The sequence below is a fragment of the Kitasatospora sp. NPDC032150 genome (genome assembly GCF_055579945.1).
This window is the reverse complement of the sequence record NZ_JBVIMH010000013.1, coordinates 23,941-39,630: the sequence shown is the minus strand read 5'-3', so window position 1 is coordinate 39,630 and position 15,690 is coordinate 23,941. Positions and strand designations below refer to the sequence as shown.

At 74.4% G+C, this 15,690-nt stretch carries 12 protein-coding genes; 10 read left to right on the top strand and 2 right to left on the bottom strand.

The features are described from left to right. The first annotated feature begins 19 nt into the window (after positions 1 to 19). The 3 genes from ACZ5ON_RS17135 (at position 20) to ACZ5ON_RS17125 (ending at position 2,826) form a co-directional block, all read left to right on the top strand. Positions 20 to 1,075, top strand: coding sequence for a magnesium and cobalt transport protein CorA (locus ACZ5ON_RS17135; protein ID WP_465592469.1), 1,056 nt, complete (start codon positions 20 to 22; stop codon positions 1,073 to 1,075). A gap of 267 nt (positions 1,076 to 1,342) precedes the next feature. Then, positions 1,343 to 1,879, top strand: a complete 537-nt coding sequence (locus ACZ5ON_RS17130; RefSeq protein ID WP_465592466.1) for a GNAT family N-acetyltransferase — start codon at positions 1,343 to 1,345, stop codon at positions 1,877 to 1,879. 107 nt (positions 1,880 to 1,986) lie between these two features. Further along, positions 1,987 to 2,826, top strand: coding sequence for a nucleotidyltransferase (locus ACZ5ON_RS17125; protein ID WP_465592463.1), 840 nt, complete (start codon positions 1,987 to 1,989; stop codon positions 2,824 to 2,826). Between the two features lie 103 nt (positions 2,827 to 2,929). On the opposite strand, the gene ACZ5ON_RS17120 is transcribed toward ACZ5ON_RS17125, so the two are convergent. Beyond that, positions 2,930 to 3,712 carry a hypothetical protein gene (locus ACZ5ON_RS17120; protein ID WP_465592460.1) on the bottom strand — a complete coding sequence of 261 codons (783 nt, stop codon included), beginning with the start codon at positions 3,710 to 3,712 and terminating at the stop codon, positions 2,930 to 2,932. Between the two features lie 262 nt (positions 3,713 to 3,974). Here ACZ5ON_RS17120 and ACZ5ON_RS17115 point away from each other — a divergent pair, with 262 nt between their 5' ends. From ACZ5ON_RS17115 to ACZ5ON_RS17090, 6 genes are all read left to right on the top strand, one after another. Next, positions 3,975 to 4,220, top strand: coding sequence for a hypothetical protein (locus tag ACZ5ON_RS17115; RefSeq protein ID WP_465592457.1), 246 nt, complete (start codon positions 3,975 to 3,977; stop codon positions 4,218 to 4,220). Between the two features lie 74 nt (positions 4,221 to 4,294). Beyond that, positions 4,295 to 5,668 carry an ATP-grasp domain-containing protein gene (locus ACZ5ON_RS17110; RefSeq protein ID WP_465592454.1) on the top strand — a complete coding sequence of 458 codons (1,374 nt, stop codon included), beginning with the start codon at positions 4,295 to 4,297 and terminating at the stop codon, positions 5,666 to 5,668. Positions 5,669 to 5,930: 262 nt separating this feature from the next. Further along, positions 5,931 to 7,091 (top strand): macro domain-containing protein, encoded by a 1,161-nt coding sequence (locus tag ACZ5ON_RS17105; RefSeq protein ID WP_465592451.1) that lies wholly within the window; start codon positions 5,931 to 5,933, stop codon positions 7,089 to 7,091. Further along, entirely contained in the window at positions 7,088 to 7,750 is a 663-nt protein-coding gene (locus ACZ5ON_RS17100) for a hypothetical protein (RefSeq protein ID WP_465592448.1), read from the top strand. The genes ACZ5ON_RS17105 and ACZ5ON_RS17100 overlap by 4 nt, the downstream gene beginning before the upstream one ends. Before the next feature lie 4 nt (positions 7,751 to 7,754). Further along, the gene (locus ACZ5ON_RS17095; protein WP_465592445.1) at positions 7,755 to 8,408 is read left to right on the top strand and encodes an RES family NAD+ phosphorylase; all 654 of its coding nucleotides are present in this window, start codon (positions 7,755 to 7,757) and stop codon (positions 8,406 to 8,408) included. Then, complete coding sequence (locus tag ACZ5ON_RS17090) at positions 8,405 to 12,652, top strand: CHAT domain-containing protein (RefSeq protein ID WP_465592442.1); 4,248 nt, start codon at positions 8,405 to 8,407, stop codon at positions 12,650 to 12,652. The genes ACZ5ON_RS17095 and ACZ5ON_RS17090 overlap by 4 nt, the downstream gene beginning before the upstream one ends. Before the next feature lie 122 nt (positions 12,653 to 12,774). Here ACZ5ON_RS17090 and ACZ5ON_RS17085 read toward each other — a convergent pair whose 3' ends face one another. Next, positions 12,775 to 14,745: a caspase family protein gene (locus ACZ5ON_RS17085; RefSeq protein WP_465592439.1), complete on the bottom strand. Its 1,971-nt coding sequence runs from the start codon at positions 14,743 to 14,745 to the stop codon at positions 12,775 to 12,777. A 434-nt stretch (positions 14,746 to 15,179) separates the two neighbouring features. Here ACZ5ON_RS17085 and ACZ5ON_RS17080 point away from each other — a divergent pair, with 434 nt between their 5' ends. Beyond that, positions 15,180 to 15,674, top strand: coding sequence for a hypothetical protein (locus ACZ5ON_RS17080; protein WP_465592436.1), 495 nt, complete (start codon positions 15,180 to 15,182; stop codon positions 15,672 to 15,674). Positions 15,675 to 15,690 lie beyond the last annotated feature (16 nt).

Genomic DNA, 15,690 nt, shown 5'->3' with positions numbered 1-15,690 from the left:
CGAGGTGAGGAGGACGGCCGTGATCGTCGACTGCGCGTACTACCGAGACGGGCGCCGGCAGCACGAGGGCGCGATGTCACTGGAACAGGCCGCCGCGTGCCGTGCACAGGGCGGCTTCGTATGGCTTGGAATGTTCGAACCGGGCCCCGACGAACTGGCCAGGGTGCGTGAGACCTTCGGACTGCACGAACTCGCCGTCGAGGACGCCCAGGCCTTCCATCTGCGTCCGAAGGCCGAGCAGTACGAGGACGGCACAGAGTTGATCATCCTGCGCACCGCGCGCTACGACGACGAGCGCGAGGAGGTCGACACCGGCGAGATCAGCATCTTCCTCGGCGAGCAGTTCGTGATCACAGTCCGCCAGGGCATCGCCAGCGAGCTGGCCAGCGCCCGCAGCCGACTCGAACGCCGCCCCGAGCTGCTGCGGACCGGAACCGCCTCGACGCTCTGGGCGATCCTCGACCAGGTGGTCGACAGCTACGCGCCCGTCGTCTCGGAGCTCGAACGCGACATCGAGCAGATCGAGGCCACGGTCTTCTCCGGGGCGGTGGCCCCGACCGAACGCATCTACTTCCTCCGCCGTGAGGCCACCGACTTCTACCGCGCCGTGCACCCGCTGCTCGCCGTGCTCAACCGGCGGTTGCAGCCCGGCAAGTCACCGACCGAACTACTGCCGTACTTCCGCGACGTGCACGACCACCTGCTGCTGGTCAACGAGGAGGTCGCCGCCCAACGCGACCTGCTGGCCACCGTTCTGGAGGCGAACATCGCGGTGATCTCCGTCGAGCAGAACAAGATCAACCTTCGGCAGAGCGACACGATGGAGCGGCTCACGATCCTCGCGACCGTATTCCTCCCGCTGTCCTTCGTGGTCGGTTTCTTCGGGCAGAACTTCGGATGGCTGATCGGGCACATCGCCGGCTTCACGGCGTTCCTCGCCCTCACCGTCAGCGGCCTGCTGGTGCCGTGCGTGGTCCTGTACGTCTGGCTGCGCCGACGCCGCCGCCACCCCGGACCGGGGATGCCGGAGGTGCGCACCGCCGTTCCGCACGCTCCGGCAGGCTCCACGAAATGATCTTTCACCCGCCGTGGCCGGCCACTGAGGCGGCCGTACGCCGTCGTCAGCGACCGCGTTCTCCGCCTGTCCGGGCGGTACGGGAGGTGCGGGAGGTGCGGCGGTCCTCGGCGTCGGACGCGCAGCTGCACCGACCTGTGAGGCCGGGCCTGGACAGGACGGGAGCGAGCAGGTGCCGAGGCCGGGAGCACGTCGGCCGGTGTGGCACGATGCAGGGGGCCGTTCGAAACCGGCGGCCCGCAGGCAGTCGTGAGGTAGGAGGGACGAGTGTCGTCCAGGGGTGCTGAGCTGACGTTCCGTCCGGCCGTGGCGGGGGACGTGCCCGCGCTGGTCGCGCTGGTCGAGTCCGCGTACCGGGGCGAGGCCAGCCGGGCCGGGTGGACCACCGAGGCCGATCTGCTGGACGGTCGCCGCACCGACGCCACGGGCGTCACCGAGGCGATCGAGCACCCGCACGGCCTGGTCCTGGTCGCCGAACGGGACGGCGAGCTGCTGGCCTGCTGCCAGCTCGAACGGCGCGGCCACACCGCCTACTTCGGCATGTTCTCGGTCCGTCCGGAGCGCCAGGGCGGCGGACTCGGCCGAGCCGTGCTCGCACATGCCGAGCACGTCGCACGCGAGCAGTGGGGCGCGGCCGAGCTCGAGATGACCGTGATCGAGCAACGGGCCGAGCTGATCGCCTGGTACGAGCGCAGGGGCTACCGCCGCACCGGCGTCTACCTGCCGTTCCCCTACGGCGACGAGCGCTTCGGGACACCGCGCCGGCCCGACCTGCGATTCGAGCGGCTGGTCAAGGATCTCTGAGCGGGTGTTGACGACCGGGGCGCCGATGGCCGGCCTGCGACATTCGCCCGGCCGGCCCGCCTGCGGCAGAGTGCTGCCGTGAGCGACAACACCGGGAGGGGCGAGCAGTGACGGCGGCTGGGATCGAGACGACGGCCCGGGGGCTGGACGCTGACGGGTACATCGCCCGGGAGGGCGCGCTGAGCCGGGTGCCGGACGCCTTCGCGCCGGTGGTGGAGGCGGCCCGTACCCGGATCGCCGAGAGCTTCGGCCCGTCGCTGCTGCACAGCGCCTACCTGTACGGCAGCATTCCGCGCGGCACCGCCGTTCCCGGAGTCTCCGACCTGGACCTGCTGCTGGCGCTGCGCCGGGAGCCGACCGCCGACGACCGGGCGGCGGCCGCGGACCTCCTGGCGGCGCTCGACGCGGAGTTCCCGCAGATGGTGGGCGGCGGAGTGCTGCTGTTCAGCGAGCCTGTCCTGCTGAGCGAACTCGAACGGTACGACCTCGGCTGGTTCCTCGCCTGTCTGTGCACCCCGCTGCTCGGCGAGGACCTGGCCGCCCGGCTGCCCCGCTACCGGCCGTCCTCGCTGCTGGCCCGGGAGACCAACGGCGACCTGGCAGCGGCGATCCCGCGCTGGTGCGAGCGGCTGGCGGAGGCCGTGGCGACGGAGGGCTCCGAGGACGAGCTCAGGGCACTCGGCCGCAGCGTCTCGCGCCGCCTGGTCCGTACCGGATTCACGCTGGTGATGCCCCGCTGGGGCGGGTGGACCAGCGACCTCGCCGTCTCCGTCGAGATCTTCGCGCGCTACTACCCCGAGCGGGCCGAGCAGATGCGTACCGCCTTGACGGTCGCCCGGACGCGGAGCGGCGACGCGGCGCTGCTCACGGTGCTGGTCGAGGAGCTGGCGCCGTGGCTGGCCGCCGAGTACACCGCCGTCCACGGGGAGAAGGCGCCGCGCGGGTAGGCCGTGGCCTCCGGCCGGTGCCCCACCGGGACGTGCGGGGCGGTGCACTGCCGGGACGTGGTGCCGCGGCAGGGCCGGCCGGTGGCCGGGAACGGGTGCTCGCTCAGTTGCCGTAGAGGCTGCGGCAGAGACCGGCCTGTTCCGAACCCGGTGCCCACTGGCCGAGCCGCTCGGCCTCGGCGCACATCCTGAGCGAGGGGAACAGGCCGGTCGGGGCGGTCGGCGGGGATCCGGCGTGGGAGTCGTGGCGGTGCGGGGCGGTCGGTCTGGACCGGCTGTGCTGACGAGGCTTCCGCGGCTGCTCGGGCTGAGGGTCGGAGTCGTCCTCCGACGTCGCGACGTCGGCCGACGGGCTCTCGGCCGGGGCCGCCGACGGTGTGGGCGAGGTCGAGTCGGAGGGCGAGGCCGAGGGGCTCGCGGAGCTCGTGCGAGGAGCGGCCGAGCGGAGGACCGAGGTTCCTTCGGGGGACGGTTCGGCGGACGGACTGCCGGACACCGGTGAGGTGACCAGCGCGTCGGTGTGTCCGTCGGACGGCCCGCAGGTGGCCAGCAGACCGCCCAGCAGCGCGCACCCGGCCAGGCCGCCCGCCACCATCACCGCCCGCCGGGCCCGGCGGCCCGGGGGCGGTGGGAAGGTGACCGGCGGCTCCCACGGGGCCGACGGCGGTGCCAGCGTTACGGCCGGTGTGCGCAGTGTCGCCGGTGCTGGTGGTGTGGCCGGCGGGGGTGGTGTCGCCGACACCGGTGGTGCGGCCGGTGTGGGCGGTGCGGCCGGTGCCGGTGGTGTGGCCGGCGGGGGCGGGGGCGGGGCGTCCGGTGGAGGCGGGGCGTCCGGGGGCGGCTGCTCCCACTCGTACGTCCACGGTGGCTGCCACTTCTCTTCCACTCGTCCTCCCGCGCGTTCGTGCCCGCGCCGAGCGGCGGGCCGCCGTGTTCAACGAGCCAGGGCCGCAGGGCGGAACGCCCGTTTGGGAGGAGCTTGGGGCCGGTGTCAGGCCCGTGGAGTGCTGCCCGGTGCGTTCCGGGCCGCGGCATGAGGTGAGGCACGATCTGCGGCTCGGGCCGCGGCATCGGGGGATGGCGGGGTACGGCATCCGCACGGCGGTCGTGCGGGTGCGTGAAGCCGCCGCCCCGTCGATGCTGAGTCCATGAGCAGCCACAAGGATGACGTCGCGGCCGAGCAGGAGCCGCTGGTGAAGATCGCCGAGTTCCGTACGGACAGTCGCTACCGGCTGGTGCACTTCCACGGTGTCGGGTGGGAGCCGCTCGCACCCGAGGAGTTCGAGCCCCGGATCAAGCAGCTCTTCCCGGACCTCGACCCGCACGACCCGGTACGGGTGCAGTGGGAGGACCGCCCCTGGGAGTGGCCGGCCTGGCATCCCGGCGAGGCGTGACGCGCGGCGCCGCCGAGCAGATCGGGTGTGACGATCCGGCCCCGGCGGGGCCGGCCGGGCCGTAGTCTCGGACGGTGCGAGCCGCAACGTGGCAGGACGCCTGGACGGGGGGCCGACGGGCCGTCCACCTCGGCAACGTGGCCGACTTCAACGCGCAGTTCCTGCCGCAGAGCGCGGAACTGCGGCGGCTGGGTCACCACTACTCCTGCCTGGCCGCCTTCTACACTCCGCACCCCGCCGTGCTGGTCCTCCCGCTCCAGATCGAGGAGGGCTGGCTGCGCGGGCTGACCGGCGCCCTCGACTGGGAGCCGGTGGAGCTGCACAGCGGGATCGCCGGCGAGGACTCCACGTTCGCCGAGGGGCTCGCGGCCCGTCCCGCACTATGGCAGCGGATCGGTGAGCTCGGGCTGCCCGTCCGGCCGTGGGGAGCGACCCCCGCACCGGCCGCGAAGCCGGGCGACGGCGGCGGCCCGTGGGGCCGGGGCGGCCTGCGGAGCGGGGTGCTGGAAGCCGTACGGCGCTTCGAGTCCAAGGCCGAGTCGCACGCGCTGTTCGCCCGGTTCGCCGCGCAGCACCCCGCCGTCCGGGTGCCCGAGCAGCGGCCGACGGGTTCGCCGCGCGAGCTGGCCAGGCTGGTACGGGAGCACGCCGCCCTCGGACGGACCGTCGTGCTCAAGGCGGAGCACGGCGTGGGCGGTTACGGCACCGCGGTACTGACGGCCGACCGGGTCGCAGCGGCGGGCGGTCCCCGGGCGGCGCTGCGCGAGCTGACGGCAGCGGGCGTCCTGCCGCCGGGCGGCGGGATCCTGGTCGAGGAGTACGTGGCCGCTCACCGCAGCTTCCCCGACCTCACCTTCGACGGGGTGATCGCCGAGGACGGCGGCGTCCATGCCGTGGGCGTGGCGGTGATGGACGTCGAGGGCGTCCACTACCGGGGGGCGACGGTCGGGCCGGGCGTGGTGCCGGAAGTGCTCGCCGGTCCGGCCCGCGCCTTCGGCGAGACGGTGGGCCGGGCGCTCGCCGAGGAGGGCCACCGGGGCTGGTACGACATCGACTTCGTGGTGGACCGGGCCGGCCGGCTCGCCCCGACCGAGACCAACCTCCGGCTCACCGGCCCGGCCGTGGCCTTCATGCTGCGGGCCCGGCTCGACGCCGTACGCGGCCCGGCCGGTCACTGCGTACGCACCATCGACCAGGTGCCGCTCGGGGTCCGGCTGTCGCAGCCCGCGCTGCTCGACCAGCTGGACCGGGTCGCCGCCCGGCTCACCAGGTTCGGGGCGACGCTGCTACCCACCATCCCGAGCGCCGGCTTCGAGGAACTCCCCACCGTGGGCGTCGCGTTGGCCGCCCGGTCGGTCGACGAGCTCACCGCGGCGGAGGCGGTGCTGCGTACCGCACTGCTCGAACCGGCCGATCTGTGGGGCGACTTGGAGAGCGCGGCCGGCTGACCCGGCGGGTGTTGCCCGGGCATCGGGCGGTCCGCGCGGAGCCGTGGGGCGCTCGCGTTCCCAGGCCCGGGACTTCGATCCCGCACGGACGAACCGGAACGGTGGGGAACTTCCTCGTGCGCTGCGCGGCCCGGGGCCGGAGGTCCGTCGTGGCGACCGGACTTCGACCAGGAACCGCCCGGCGGCCGGCCGGCCGGGACGGTTGGATGGATGGGCGGGAACCGACTTGTCGTAGCCGTCGCGGCGGTGCGATCCTTCGGGCATGCCGCAGACAGACCTTCCTGACCATGTGTCAGTCCTGAGGGAGGTGCGGGAGGTGCGGCGAGCGGGCCTGGTGCGGCTGCGCGAGCTGGAGCTGCCGTCGCTGACCAGCGCCGCGAGTACGGTCGAGCCGTCCGCCGGGCCGGAGTACCGCGCCGCCTCGGTCGAGCGGCTGCTGCGGCTGGCGCTCGCCGGGATCGACTCCGGCACGCTCCGGTCGGCCGCCGAGTACAGCCTGGGCCTGGCCCAGGGCACCCGGGACTGGCCCCCGGCCGACCGGCGCAAGCGCGCGGCCGGGGTGTACGGGGTGAGTGTCGAGCGGTTCCGCAAGCACCACGAGGTGATGGTGCTCGGGGAGCTCGCGGAGCAGGTGGTACGGCTCACCGCGCAGGCGGCGGTCGAGGTGGCGCCCGGTACGGACCAGCCGTCGGCCGTCCCGCTCATCGGCGGGCACCGCGAGCTGCGGGTGCGGGTGGGCGGCCGGACGGTGGTGGTCACGCTGCACGTCCACCCGGTCGACCTGCTGCGTGACGTGGACGTGGTGGTCTCGCCGACCAACACCTACCTCGCCCTGCCGGAACCGTACAAATCCTCGGTCTCCGCCTCGCTCCGGCGGGCGGGTGCGCTCCGCGGACCGACGGGGGAGCTCGTCGAGGACCTGGTCCACGACGAGTTGCGGAGGTGGACCGCCCGGTACGGAGCGCCGGGCCGGGCGGTCCTTCCCGGCGCGGTGGCGGCGGTCGGCTCCGGCGCGCTGGCGGAGCAGGGGATCCGCCGGATCTACCACGCCGCGGTCGCCGTACCCAGACCGGGGACCAATGACTACGACGTCCTGCCGGCCGACGTGACCCGGGCGGTCGCCAGGGTCTTCACCCTACTGGCCGAGGAACGAGCCCGGTTCGACCCGCCGCTGCGGTCGGTCTGCCTCCCGCTGCTCGGCTCCGGGCGCGGCGGGCTGCGCCACGAGGTGAGCGTCGCCGCGCTCTGGGCGGCCGTGGACGCGGAACTGGCGCGCGGCGCCGACTGGGAGGTGCACCTGGTGGCGCGCCGGACGGCTGTGGCGGACCTGGCGGAACGGCTGCTCACCGGGGCGGATCCGGTGGCCTCGGTGGGCCCGGTGGCCTCGGTGGCCTCGGTGGGCCCGGTTGGAAGGATGCGATGAACCCGTACCGCGTGCTGTCGGCCGCCGCGGCCGACTGGGAGCGGCTGTCGCGGCTGCTCCCCCCGGAGTCCGTACGGCAACTCGCCGGACTGCTCGAGACCTTGAGGTCGCTCGGCCAGGACGACACGGGCCATGCGGACCTCTCGGCGCGGGCGGCCCGGCTGCTGCTGGACTCGCTGCCCGGGCCGGAGGCCGAGCTGCTCGACCCTGGCGCGGGAGCCCGGTTCGACGGCGCCGCGCAGGAGTGCACGCACCTGGGCTTCAAGCCGGAGGATCTGGCCGTGCTGGTGCTCGACGGCCACCGCATGGTCGGTCCGGTACTCGGCCCGGTGCGTCAACGGCTGCTGTCCGCACCGGCGTTGGACGACGTGGAGCTGCGGCTACTGGGCGGCGACCCGGCGACGCCGGGGCTGCTGCGGCTGCCGGGCCCGGGCGGCACGGAGCGGCTGCCGGAGTTCCAGTTCGGGGCGGGCGGCCGGCCCCGGCCCGCCGTGCTGGAGGTGAACCTCCTGCTGGACGCCGAGCAGGACCCCTGGGCGGTCGCGGACTGGTGGCTCTCGGCCAACGCCTGGCTGGGATCCGGCCCGGCCGAACTGCTCGGCACCGTCCGGGAGGGCCAAGTGGTGGACGCCGCACGGTATCTGGCGGAGGGGGAGTAGCCCGATGGCGAACACGAGGCCGCCCCGGGCGCTGCCGGGTACGCCGACCAAGGTCACCCTGGCACCGGGAACCCCGCTCTACCGGCTGCACTCGGCACGCCGCTCCGGTACGGAGTTCAACCCCGTTCCGGCGCACTGCCTGTACGGCGGCGGCCGGTTCGACGCCACCCGGTGCGACCCGTACGGCTATCTGTACGCGGGCCTGACGGCGGAGGCGGCGGTCTGCGAGTCGCTGCTGCGGTCGGTGCCGTTCGACGTGGACGGTTCGCCGCGGCTGGTGCCGCGGGCCGCGGTGCGCGGGCGGCGGCTGTCGTACCTGCGGCTGGCCGCCGAAGTGGAGTTGGTGTCGCTGGTGACCGGGCGGGACCTGGCAGGCGTCGCGCAGGACTCCTGGCTGGTCCAGGCGGAGGCCGCCGAGTACCCGTTCACCCGGGACTGGGGCCACTGGATCCGCGAGCACACCGACCCCTGGGCGCAGGGCTTCCTCTGGCCCTCCAAACGCGAGCCCGGTGACCGGGCCTTGGTGCTCTTCGGTGACCGCTGCCTGCCGGAGGTGATCGAGGAGGCGCCGGCCGCGCCGGTCGACCTCGACACCGCCGAGGGCCGGCGGTGGCTGGACGCGCTGCTGGAGCCCTACCGCGCGAGGCTCGCCCCGTGACGGCGACGGAAACGGGCGCGGCGGAGAACGGCCGGCGCCCCGACGGGATGTCGGAGCAGGAGATCCGCCGGGAGCGGGACGAGCTGCTCGACGGCCTCGCCGGTGGATCGTTCGACGAGCCGGACGGCTCCGCGCTCTGGGCCCTGGCCGGGGACCTCAGCTACGAGCTGTTCCTCCGGCAGGAGCGGGCGGATGACCTGCGGCTGGCAGCCGAGGCCTTCGAGCGGGCCTTCGCCAGGCCGGACGACGACGATGAGGTCTGGGACGCCTGGCGGATCGTCTACGGACACGTCCTGGTCTTCAGGTACGACGAGCACCCCGATCAGCAACTTCTGGACCAAGCAGAGGAGTTGATCGCCCGCGGCCTGGCGGCTCCGGCGTCGGACTCGCCGTACGAGCACGTCAGGGTGCTCGGCCGCTACCTGCTCTCCCGGTTCGCCCGGCTGCGCTGGCAGCAGGCCGCCGACCAAGACGTGGCCGTTCGCCGGGAATTGCTGGACCGGGCGCTGGAGCTGCACTACGCCGCACTGGCGGACCAGGCGCCCGGCAGCCGGCAGTCCGCCGAACTGCACGAGGAGATCGGCGGACTGCGCCACGAGCGGTACCGGATCGGCGGCGGCGTCCCGGACGCCGAGAGCGCGGCCGAGCACTACCGCGGGGCGATCGCCGCCGCACCGCCGGACAGCGACCTCGGGCTGCTGCACTACGGACTCGCCAGCGCGCTGATGGCGCACGGCCACCTCACCGCGGACCGGGACCTGCTGGAGCAGGCGAGGGTCGAGTTCGGCCTGGCCCTGGTCGAGGCCGGCCGGGCCCCGGCCGAGCGGCCGTGGTGGGGGCGGGAGGCCGCGGCCAGGCAGGTGTACATCCGGGCCCTGCTCTGGAGCAACTGGGACGACCGGAGCCAGGTCGGCGCCGCACTGGCCGAGTTGGAGCCGCTGCTGGCCGAGCCCGGCGCCACGGACGAGCTGCCGCCGCCCCATCTGGCGGCCTTCGGCCAGTTGCTCTACGACCGGGCGGCCGAGAGGGACGACGCCGGCGGCCGCGACCGGGCGCTGGAGCTGGCCCAACTCGCCTTCGAACGCTGGGAACCCGAACGCGATGGACCGGGCTGGCGGGTGGCGGGGCTGGTGGCGATGCTCCAGCAGAGCCGCTACCGGGTGGACGAGGACCCGGAGCGCCTGCTGACGGTGGCCCGGGCTTGCGCCGCGGCACTGGCGGACGACGACTGCGATCCGAACGTCCGCCGGATGATCACGGCGGTGCACGTCTGGTGCCGGCACGAACTGGTGGAGAGGGGCCTCGCGGTCAGGGACGACTCGCTCGGGCAGCAGTACCAGGAGGTGTACCAGAGCTATCTGGAAATGCTGGGGAGCATCGAACGCGGCGAGAACTTCCTCAACCTCAGCGTCCAGGACTTCACCAACCTGGCCAACGACGTCGGTGGGCACGACCAGCTGCTGCAGGAGTTCGACCGCCAGTACGCGCAGTGGCTCACCATGGACCCGACCGGACCGGAGTACGGGTACTTCGCCGGGATGCTGCACCGGCAGATCCCGATGGTCGATCCGCACGGGAACCGGGTCACGGTCGAGCGGCGGACGGCCCTCTTCGAGGCGGCGGCCGAGGCGCACCGGGACGACCCCGTCCTGCTGGGTGCGCTGCACGGTGCCGAGGGCGCCATCCGGCTCAACGCCGAAACGGCGGGGGACGGTTCGGGCCTGGCAGAGGCGCTGCGGCACCTGGAGACGGCCTACGGTCTCGCCGACGAGAACGAGGACCTGCGCCGGAGCATCGAGATGATCCGGTCCTTCGCCACCGGGCACCGCGGTCAGTTGCACGGCGCCGCGGACGACATGGTCGCGGCCGCACAGGTGATGGACCGGGTCCGCAACCAGCAGGTCTACTCGCCCTATTTGAACCGGCTGTTGGAGGGCCAGCTCGCGGGTTCCGAGGCGGTCCGCGCGGCACGCCGCGGTGACCTGGCCGGAGCCGACCGCTGTATCGCCACCCTCGCCGAGGTGTACCGCGAGCTCAACCCCGAGGATCCCTCCCGCGGAGAGGTCTGGACGATGCTGGAGAACTCCAGGGTCGCCCGCGACCACCTGGCCCGCGCCATCGGCGCACCGCTCTCCGTCCGGCCGCCCGGCGGCCCGAGCACGGCCGAACTGCGGCGCCAGGCCGCCCGGTTGCCGCGCGACCGGCGCGCCTGGGTACTGGGGGACGTCGGTCTGGCCCGCACCGGGGAAGGGAGCGAGAAGTCCGATCCGCGCATCCTGGACGAAGGCATGGCCCTGCTCCAGGAGGCGCTGAGCCTGTCCGACGAGGGGAGCGACGACTGGCTGCGCTACGCGGCCTGCCTGGGCGGCGCCCGGTGCGCCAAGGCCGGTGAGCGGCTCGATCGCCCCGGCCTGGAGCCGGGGATCGGCCTGTTGGAGCGGGCCGCACGGCTGGCCGGGGGGCCCGAGCACCGGCTCTGGGCCTCCATCGGCCTCACCCTGGGCCGGGCCCTGCGGTTCCGGGCGGATCCGGCCCGCGACGACCGGCTGCGCGGGCGGCGCCTCGGCCTGGACGCGCTGCGCGGGTACTCCTGGGCGGCGCTGCTGCAGTCCGGCACCGAGCACTCGGCGCAGGCCGCCACCGAGGCCACCACGACCGCGCTGGAGGCGGCCGCCTGGTGCCTGGAGGACGGGGTGCCCGAGGAGGCCGTCCAGGCGCTGGACGCCTGCCGGGGACTGGTGCTGCACGCCGCGACCACCTCGCAGTCGGTGCCCGAGATGCTGGCCGCCGCCGGGCGGACCGACCTGGCACAGGAGTGGCTGGCCGCGGCCGATGCGTCGGCCGCACCGGCCGTGACGGCGACCGGGGCCGGCGACGGGGCCGAGCCCGGCGCGGGCGTCCCCAGCGAACTCCGGCGCCGCGTGCTCACCGCGCTGACCGGACCGGAGCACGGCGGCCCGGAGCAGGGCGGAACGGAACACGGCGGCGCGGAACTCGGCGGCGCGGACCAGGGCGGCCCGGCGCCGGCCCGGCTGCTAGACCCGCCCACCCCGGCCGAGATCGGCACCGCCCTGCGCGCCCTGCGGGCCGACGCCCTGGTGTACCTGATGCCCGCCTCGGACGACCACGGCGGCGCGGCCGTGCTGGTGACCGCCGACGGCGGGGTGCACTCGCTGCCGCTGCCGCTGCTCAAGGAGGACGCCGGACCGCTGCGCGAGTACGGACCCGGCGGCCTTGCCGCCCGCGACCTGGGACCGGCACCGTCGGCCGGCGGCTGGCAGGCCGACCCGCCGCCGCTGCGCCGCCGGCTGGACCGGCTCTGCTCCTGGGCCTGGTACGCGGCGGTCAAGCCGCTGCTGGAGCTGCTGGTGCCGCCGCCAGGACGCACCCGCCCGCCGTCGCTGATCCTGGTGCCGATGGGCGCGCTCGGGGTGGTGCCTTGGCACGCGGCCTGGTGGGAGCCCGAGGCCCCGGGAGTGCGCCGCTACGCGGTCGAGCGGGCCGAGATCTCGTACGCGGCCTCGGCCCGGCTGCTGTGCGACGTGGCCGCGCGGCCGCCGGTACCGCACACCGGCAGCGCGCTGATCGTCGGCAATCCGACCGGCGACCTACGGTACGCGGGCGAGGAGGCCGACGCCGTGCAGCGCGCCTTCTACCCGCAGGGCAGCTACCTCGGGCGGCGCGGCGCCGGGGAGACGGAGGGGGCGGGGACGCCGGCGGAGGTCCTCGGCTGGCTGCGCGGAGCGGGCGACCAGGGGCGCAGCGGCGGTGTACTGCACCTGGCCTGCCATGCGGCGGTCGCCGCCAACCAGCGCTACAGCTCCTACCTCTCCTTCAGCGGAGGGGAGTTGGCGGCCGAGGAGCTGACCGAGGCGGTCGGCCGGCGGGACGCGCGGCTGGAGCTGGTGGTCCTGGCGGCCTGCCGCAGCCATGTCTCCGGGCGAGGCCACAACGAGGCGTACAGCCTGGCGACGGCCTTCCTGGTGGCCGGGGCCCGTTCGGTGATCGGTTCGCTCTGGCCGGTGCCCGACGACGCCACCTCGGTGCTGATGTTCATGACCCACCACTACCTGCGGCGTGAGCAGGAACCGCCCGGGCGGGCGCTGCGCCGGGCCCAGCTGTGGATGCTGGATCCGGGGAGACGGCTACCGCCCGGGATGCCGCCCGCGCTGGCCGCCCGGGCGGGGGAGGTCGAGCCCGACGACCTCTCGGCCTGGGCCGGGTTCACGCACCTGGGCCAGTAGTCCTAGCCAGGGGGAGTGGTGGGCCGGTTCGCAGTCCCGGGACCGGCCCGGACTGCTCCGGCGGCACGGGGAGTCGGTGTGCGGTCGGCCGTGTCGGGCTCCCTCGTGGCGCTGACGGTTGATCAGTCAGGGACGACGGTGCGGAGGGGGAGGGTGAGCGTCGCCCACCGGCCGGGAGCGGCCGGGCAGGCTCCCGCGCCCATGTCCCGGCTGCCGTCCGGAGCGGTCGGGCGGAAGACCCCGTCCGCCCGGCGGGCCGGGTCCCGGCCCGCCGGCGCGTTCGGGTCCCAGGGGCCGAACTGGAACGGTACGGTGTTCAACTCGCCTTCGGCCACGATGAGCTTGAGCCAGTCCCGGACGTGGGCGCCGGGCCGCGGTGTGCGTCCGGCGGGCAGGCTGAGGTACACCGGATCGCCGTCAAAGGCGTGGCCGACACCGCCGGGTGCGATGAAGTGCCCGGGAAAGAGCACCGAGTGGCTGGCGTAGCTCTCGGTGAGGTTGAGCAGGACGCACCAAAGCTTCCGGCTCGCCGAGCGGTTGCGGATCCGGATGGCGACCCGGGGCTCGCGCCAGTCGCCCGGGCCGCCGCCGTAGCTGCACAGCAGCTCGCCGGAGCCGTCGGGCAGCATCGGCTCGTCGCCGTCCCAGGGCGTCACCTCCACCCGGACGAGCGAGCCGAGGACCGGGTCGGGGTTGGTGAGATCCCGCAGGTGGTGCCAGGAGGCCAGGTGGGCCAGGCAGTCGGCGACCCGCCAGGCGTCGGTTGGGCCGGCGAGCGGGAGCGGCTCCACGGCCGCCGAGCCGTCGCGCAGCAGCACCCGCGCCTGGCCGCCGTGCACCACGACCCGCAGGAGCAGGCCGGACGCGTCCTCGGGCCCGGCGGCCGACCGCAGCAGCGGCGAAGGCCCGCCGCCCGGCCCGGCGCTGCCGATGGCCTCGGCCAACTCCCGCGCCGCGGAGGGATCGCCGGGTGCCTCGATCAGGACGGATACCGGCGGCAGGGCGAGTGCGGAGAGCGTCACCGGGTAGCTTCGGCCCGGATCGGGGATCCAGCCCGACGGTTCGACCAGGGTGCGCCCGGCGCGGACGCTCGTGGCCCGCAGGACCGCCCGGTCCGCGTCCGGACCCTCCTGCCTCCTTGTGCCCGGGCCCTCCGGGGCCGCGGCGGAAGCATCCCGGTCGGCGGGGAGCACGGTGAACTCCGTGCCCCGGGCGCCGTCCTCGCCGCCGCCGCGCAGGCCGTGGACGGTGCCGCAGTCCACCTCCCAGCCCTGGGCGCCGTGCCGCAGCAGGTACGGGCTGGGCTCCCGGACGGCCCCGCCGAGGAACGGCCGGTCGGCCGGGCCGCCGGCCTGCTGCGGCAGCAGCACCGGGTGCTGGCGGTCTCCCGAGCCCTGCATCCGGCAGTGCACGGCGGCCAGCAGCCGGCGGTAGGTCAGCTCCCGGCCGCCGACCTCGCCGAGGGCGCCCAGCAGCGCGTGCGTGAAGACCCCGTGTCGGCGGCCGTCGAACCAGTCCTCGTAGGAGCGTTGGTCCAGTCGGCTGGCGGCGAGCAGCACATGGCCGGGGCCGGCCGGTGCACCCTCGGCGTCGCGGGCGAGGGCGGACGTGCGCCAGGACGGGTCCGGCGGGAGGAAGCGGACCGTGCCCGTCGCGTCCCGGGTGGCGCCGCCCGCGTAGCAGCAGTCCAGCACGGCGGCGACATGGGTGCCGCGAGCGGCGAGCCGGTCCAGCAGTACCCGCAGGCGCTTGTCCAGCAGCGGGCCGTCGGCGCAGACCAGTGCCTGGGAGCGGCCGGTGGGTTCGATCGCCGACTCCTCCGGCAGGGCCGGGAACTCGGTGCCGTGGCCGGAGAACCAGAACAGTGCCGTGTCCTCGGGACCGGCCTGCCCGAGGTGGGTCTCGATGCCCTCGACCACCGCGTCCACGGTGGCCTCCGCGTCGAGCAAAGTCCGGACCACCAGACTCGGCCGCACCTGCTGTTCGAGCCAACCACGCGCCGCCGAAACGTCGTTGAGGCATCCGGCGAGCGAACTGCGGCCGCTTCGCGCGTAGTCGTCGATACCCACCAGGAGTGCAAACACGGTCCTCATGGGGAGAAGTCTTCCAGCTGACGGGAGTTGTGATCACCTGTCAGGTGGTCGGATTCCGGGCGGGACGAGGTCGTCTTCCGGTCGAGCCGTACTGCCGAACCGCGTGATGGGGCATCATGAAAACGCTGCCACCGGGGGGTTATGGATCAGAGGCAGGTCTCCCCGTACGGCGGGGTACGGAAACCCGGTTCGCCGACCGGCGGATGGGCGTCCCCGGCCTGGTAGGGTGCTGGTCGCGTTGCGGGAGCCGAGCACGCGCCCTCCTCCGCACGCCCTTCCGTCCGGGCTGTTCCCAACCCGGCGGGCGCCGATCGCGGAGCACCCGGCTGCCCGAAGGGCGGTCAGGCGGCGTGAGGTAGGAATTCCCCGGTCACAACCGGGCAGGAGCCAATATCCTTCTCGACCACGCGCCGGGAACGCGGCGCGGTCGCACCATGACCAGCGGGGGACTCATGGGTTTCATCGAGCAGCCACGCCGTGTCGTCCGCCCGGGGGTGGACGACGCAACCGGGCAGCGGGCCGCGAGCGGTCCGGTCACCGGAGCAGGTCCGGCCCGAACCAGGGTCGGCGCCGAGCGGCTCAGGGCGCGGCCCGAGCAGCTCCTGGGCGCCGTGCGCCGCCTGGACGCCGGGCTGGACCCGGCCGCCTGCCGCGGACTGGCCGACTGGCTCAAGGAGCAGTACGCCACCGCGTTCGGGGACATTCCACTCGGCTTCCTCGCCACCTGTTACCTCGGACCCCCGTACGTCGACCACCAGTTGGACCTCACCCACGCCATCGTGCAGCACTTCGCGCCCGCCGACCCGATGCCGAGTCCCTTCGCGGCGGCCCGGATGCTGGTGCGCACCGGCGCCTACGCCTACGTCGAGGTCTACGACAGCGGGCTGGTCCTGCCGGTGCTCCCCGACGGCTCGGTGGTGCGCCCATGACCTCCGCCCGCCGAAC

Bases quoted from the DNA above. Each gene is read 5' to 3' on its own strand.
- ACZ5ON_RS17085 (WP_465592439.1), bottom strand. From the start codon at position 14,745: ATGAGGACCGTGTTTGCACTCCTGGTGGGTATCGACGACTACGCGCGA.
- ACZ5ON_RS17115 (WP_465592457.1), top strand. From the start codon at position 3,975: ATGAGCAGCCACAAGGATGACGTCGCGGCCGAGCAGGAGCCGCTGGTG.
- ACZ5ON_RS17100 (WP_465592448.1), top strand. From the start codon at position 7,088: ATGAACCCGTACCGCGTGCTGTCGGCCGCCGCGGCCGACTGGGAGCGG.
- ACZ5ON_RS17105 (WP_465592451.1), top strand. From the start codon at position 5,931: ATGCCGCAGACAGACCTTCCTGACCATGTGTCAGTCCTGAGGGAGGTG.
- ACZ5ON_RS17095 (WP_465592445.1), top strand. From the start codon at position 7,755: ATGGCGAACACGAGGCCGCCCCGGGCGCTGCCGGGTACGCCGACCAAG.
- ACZ5ON_RS17080 (WP_465592436.1), top strand. From the start codon at position 15,180: ATGACCAGCGGGGGACTCATGGGTTTCATCGAGCAGCCACGCCGTGTC.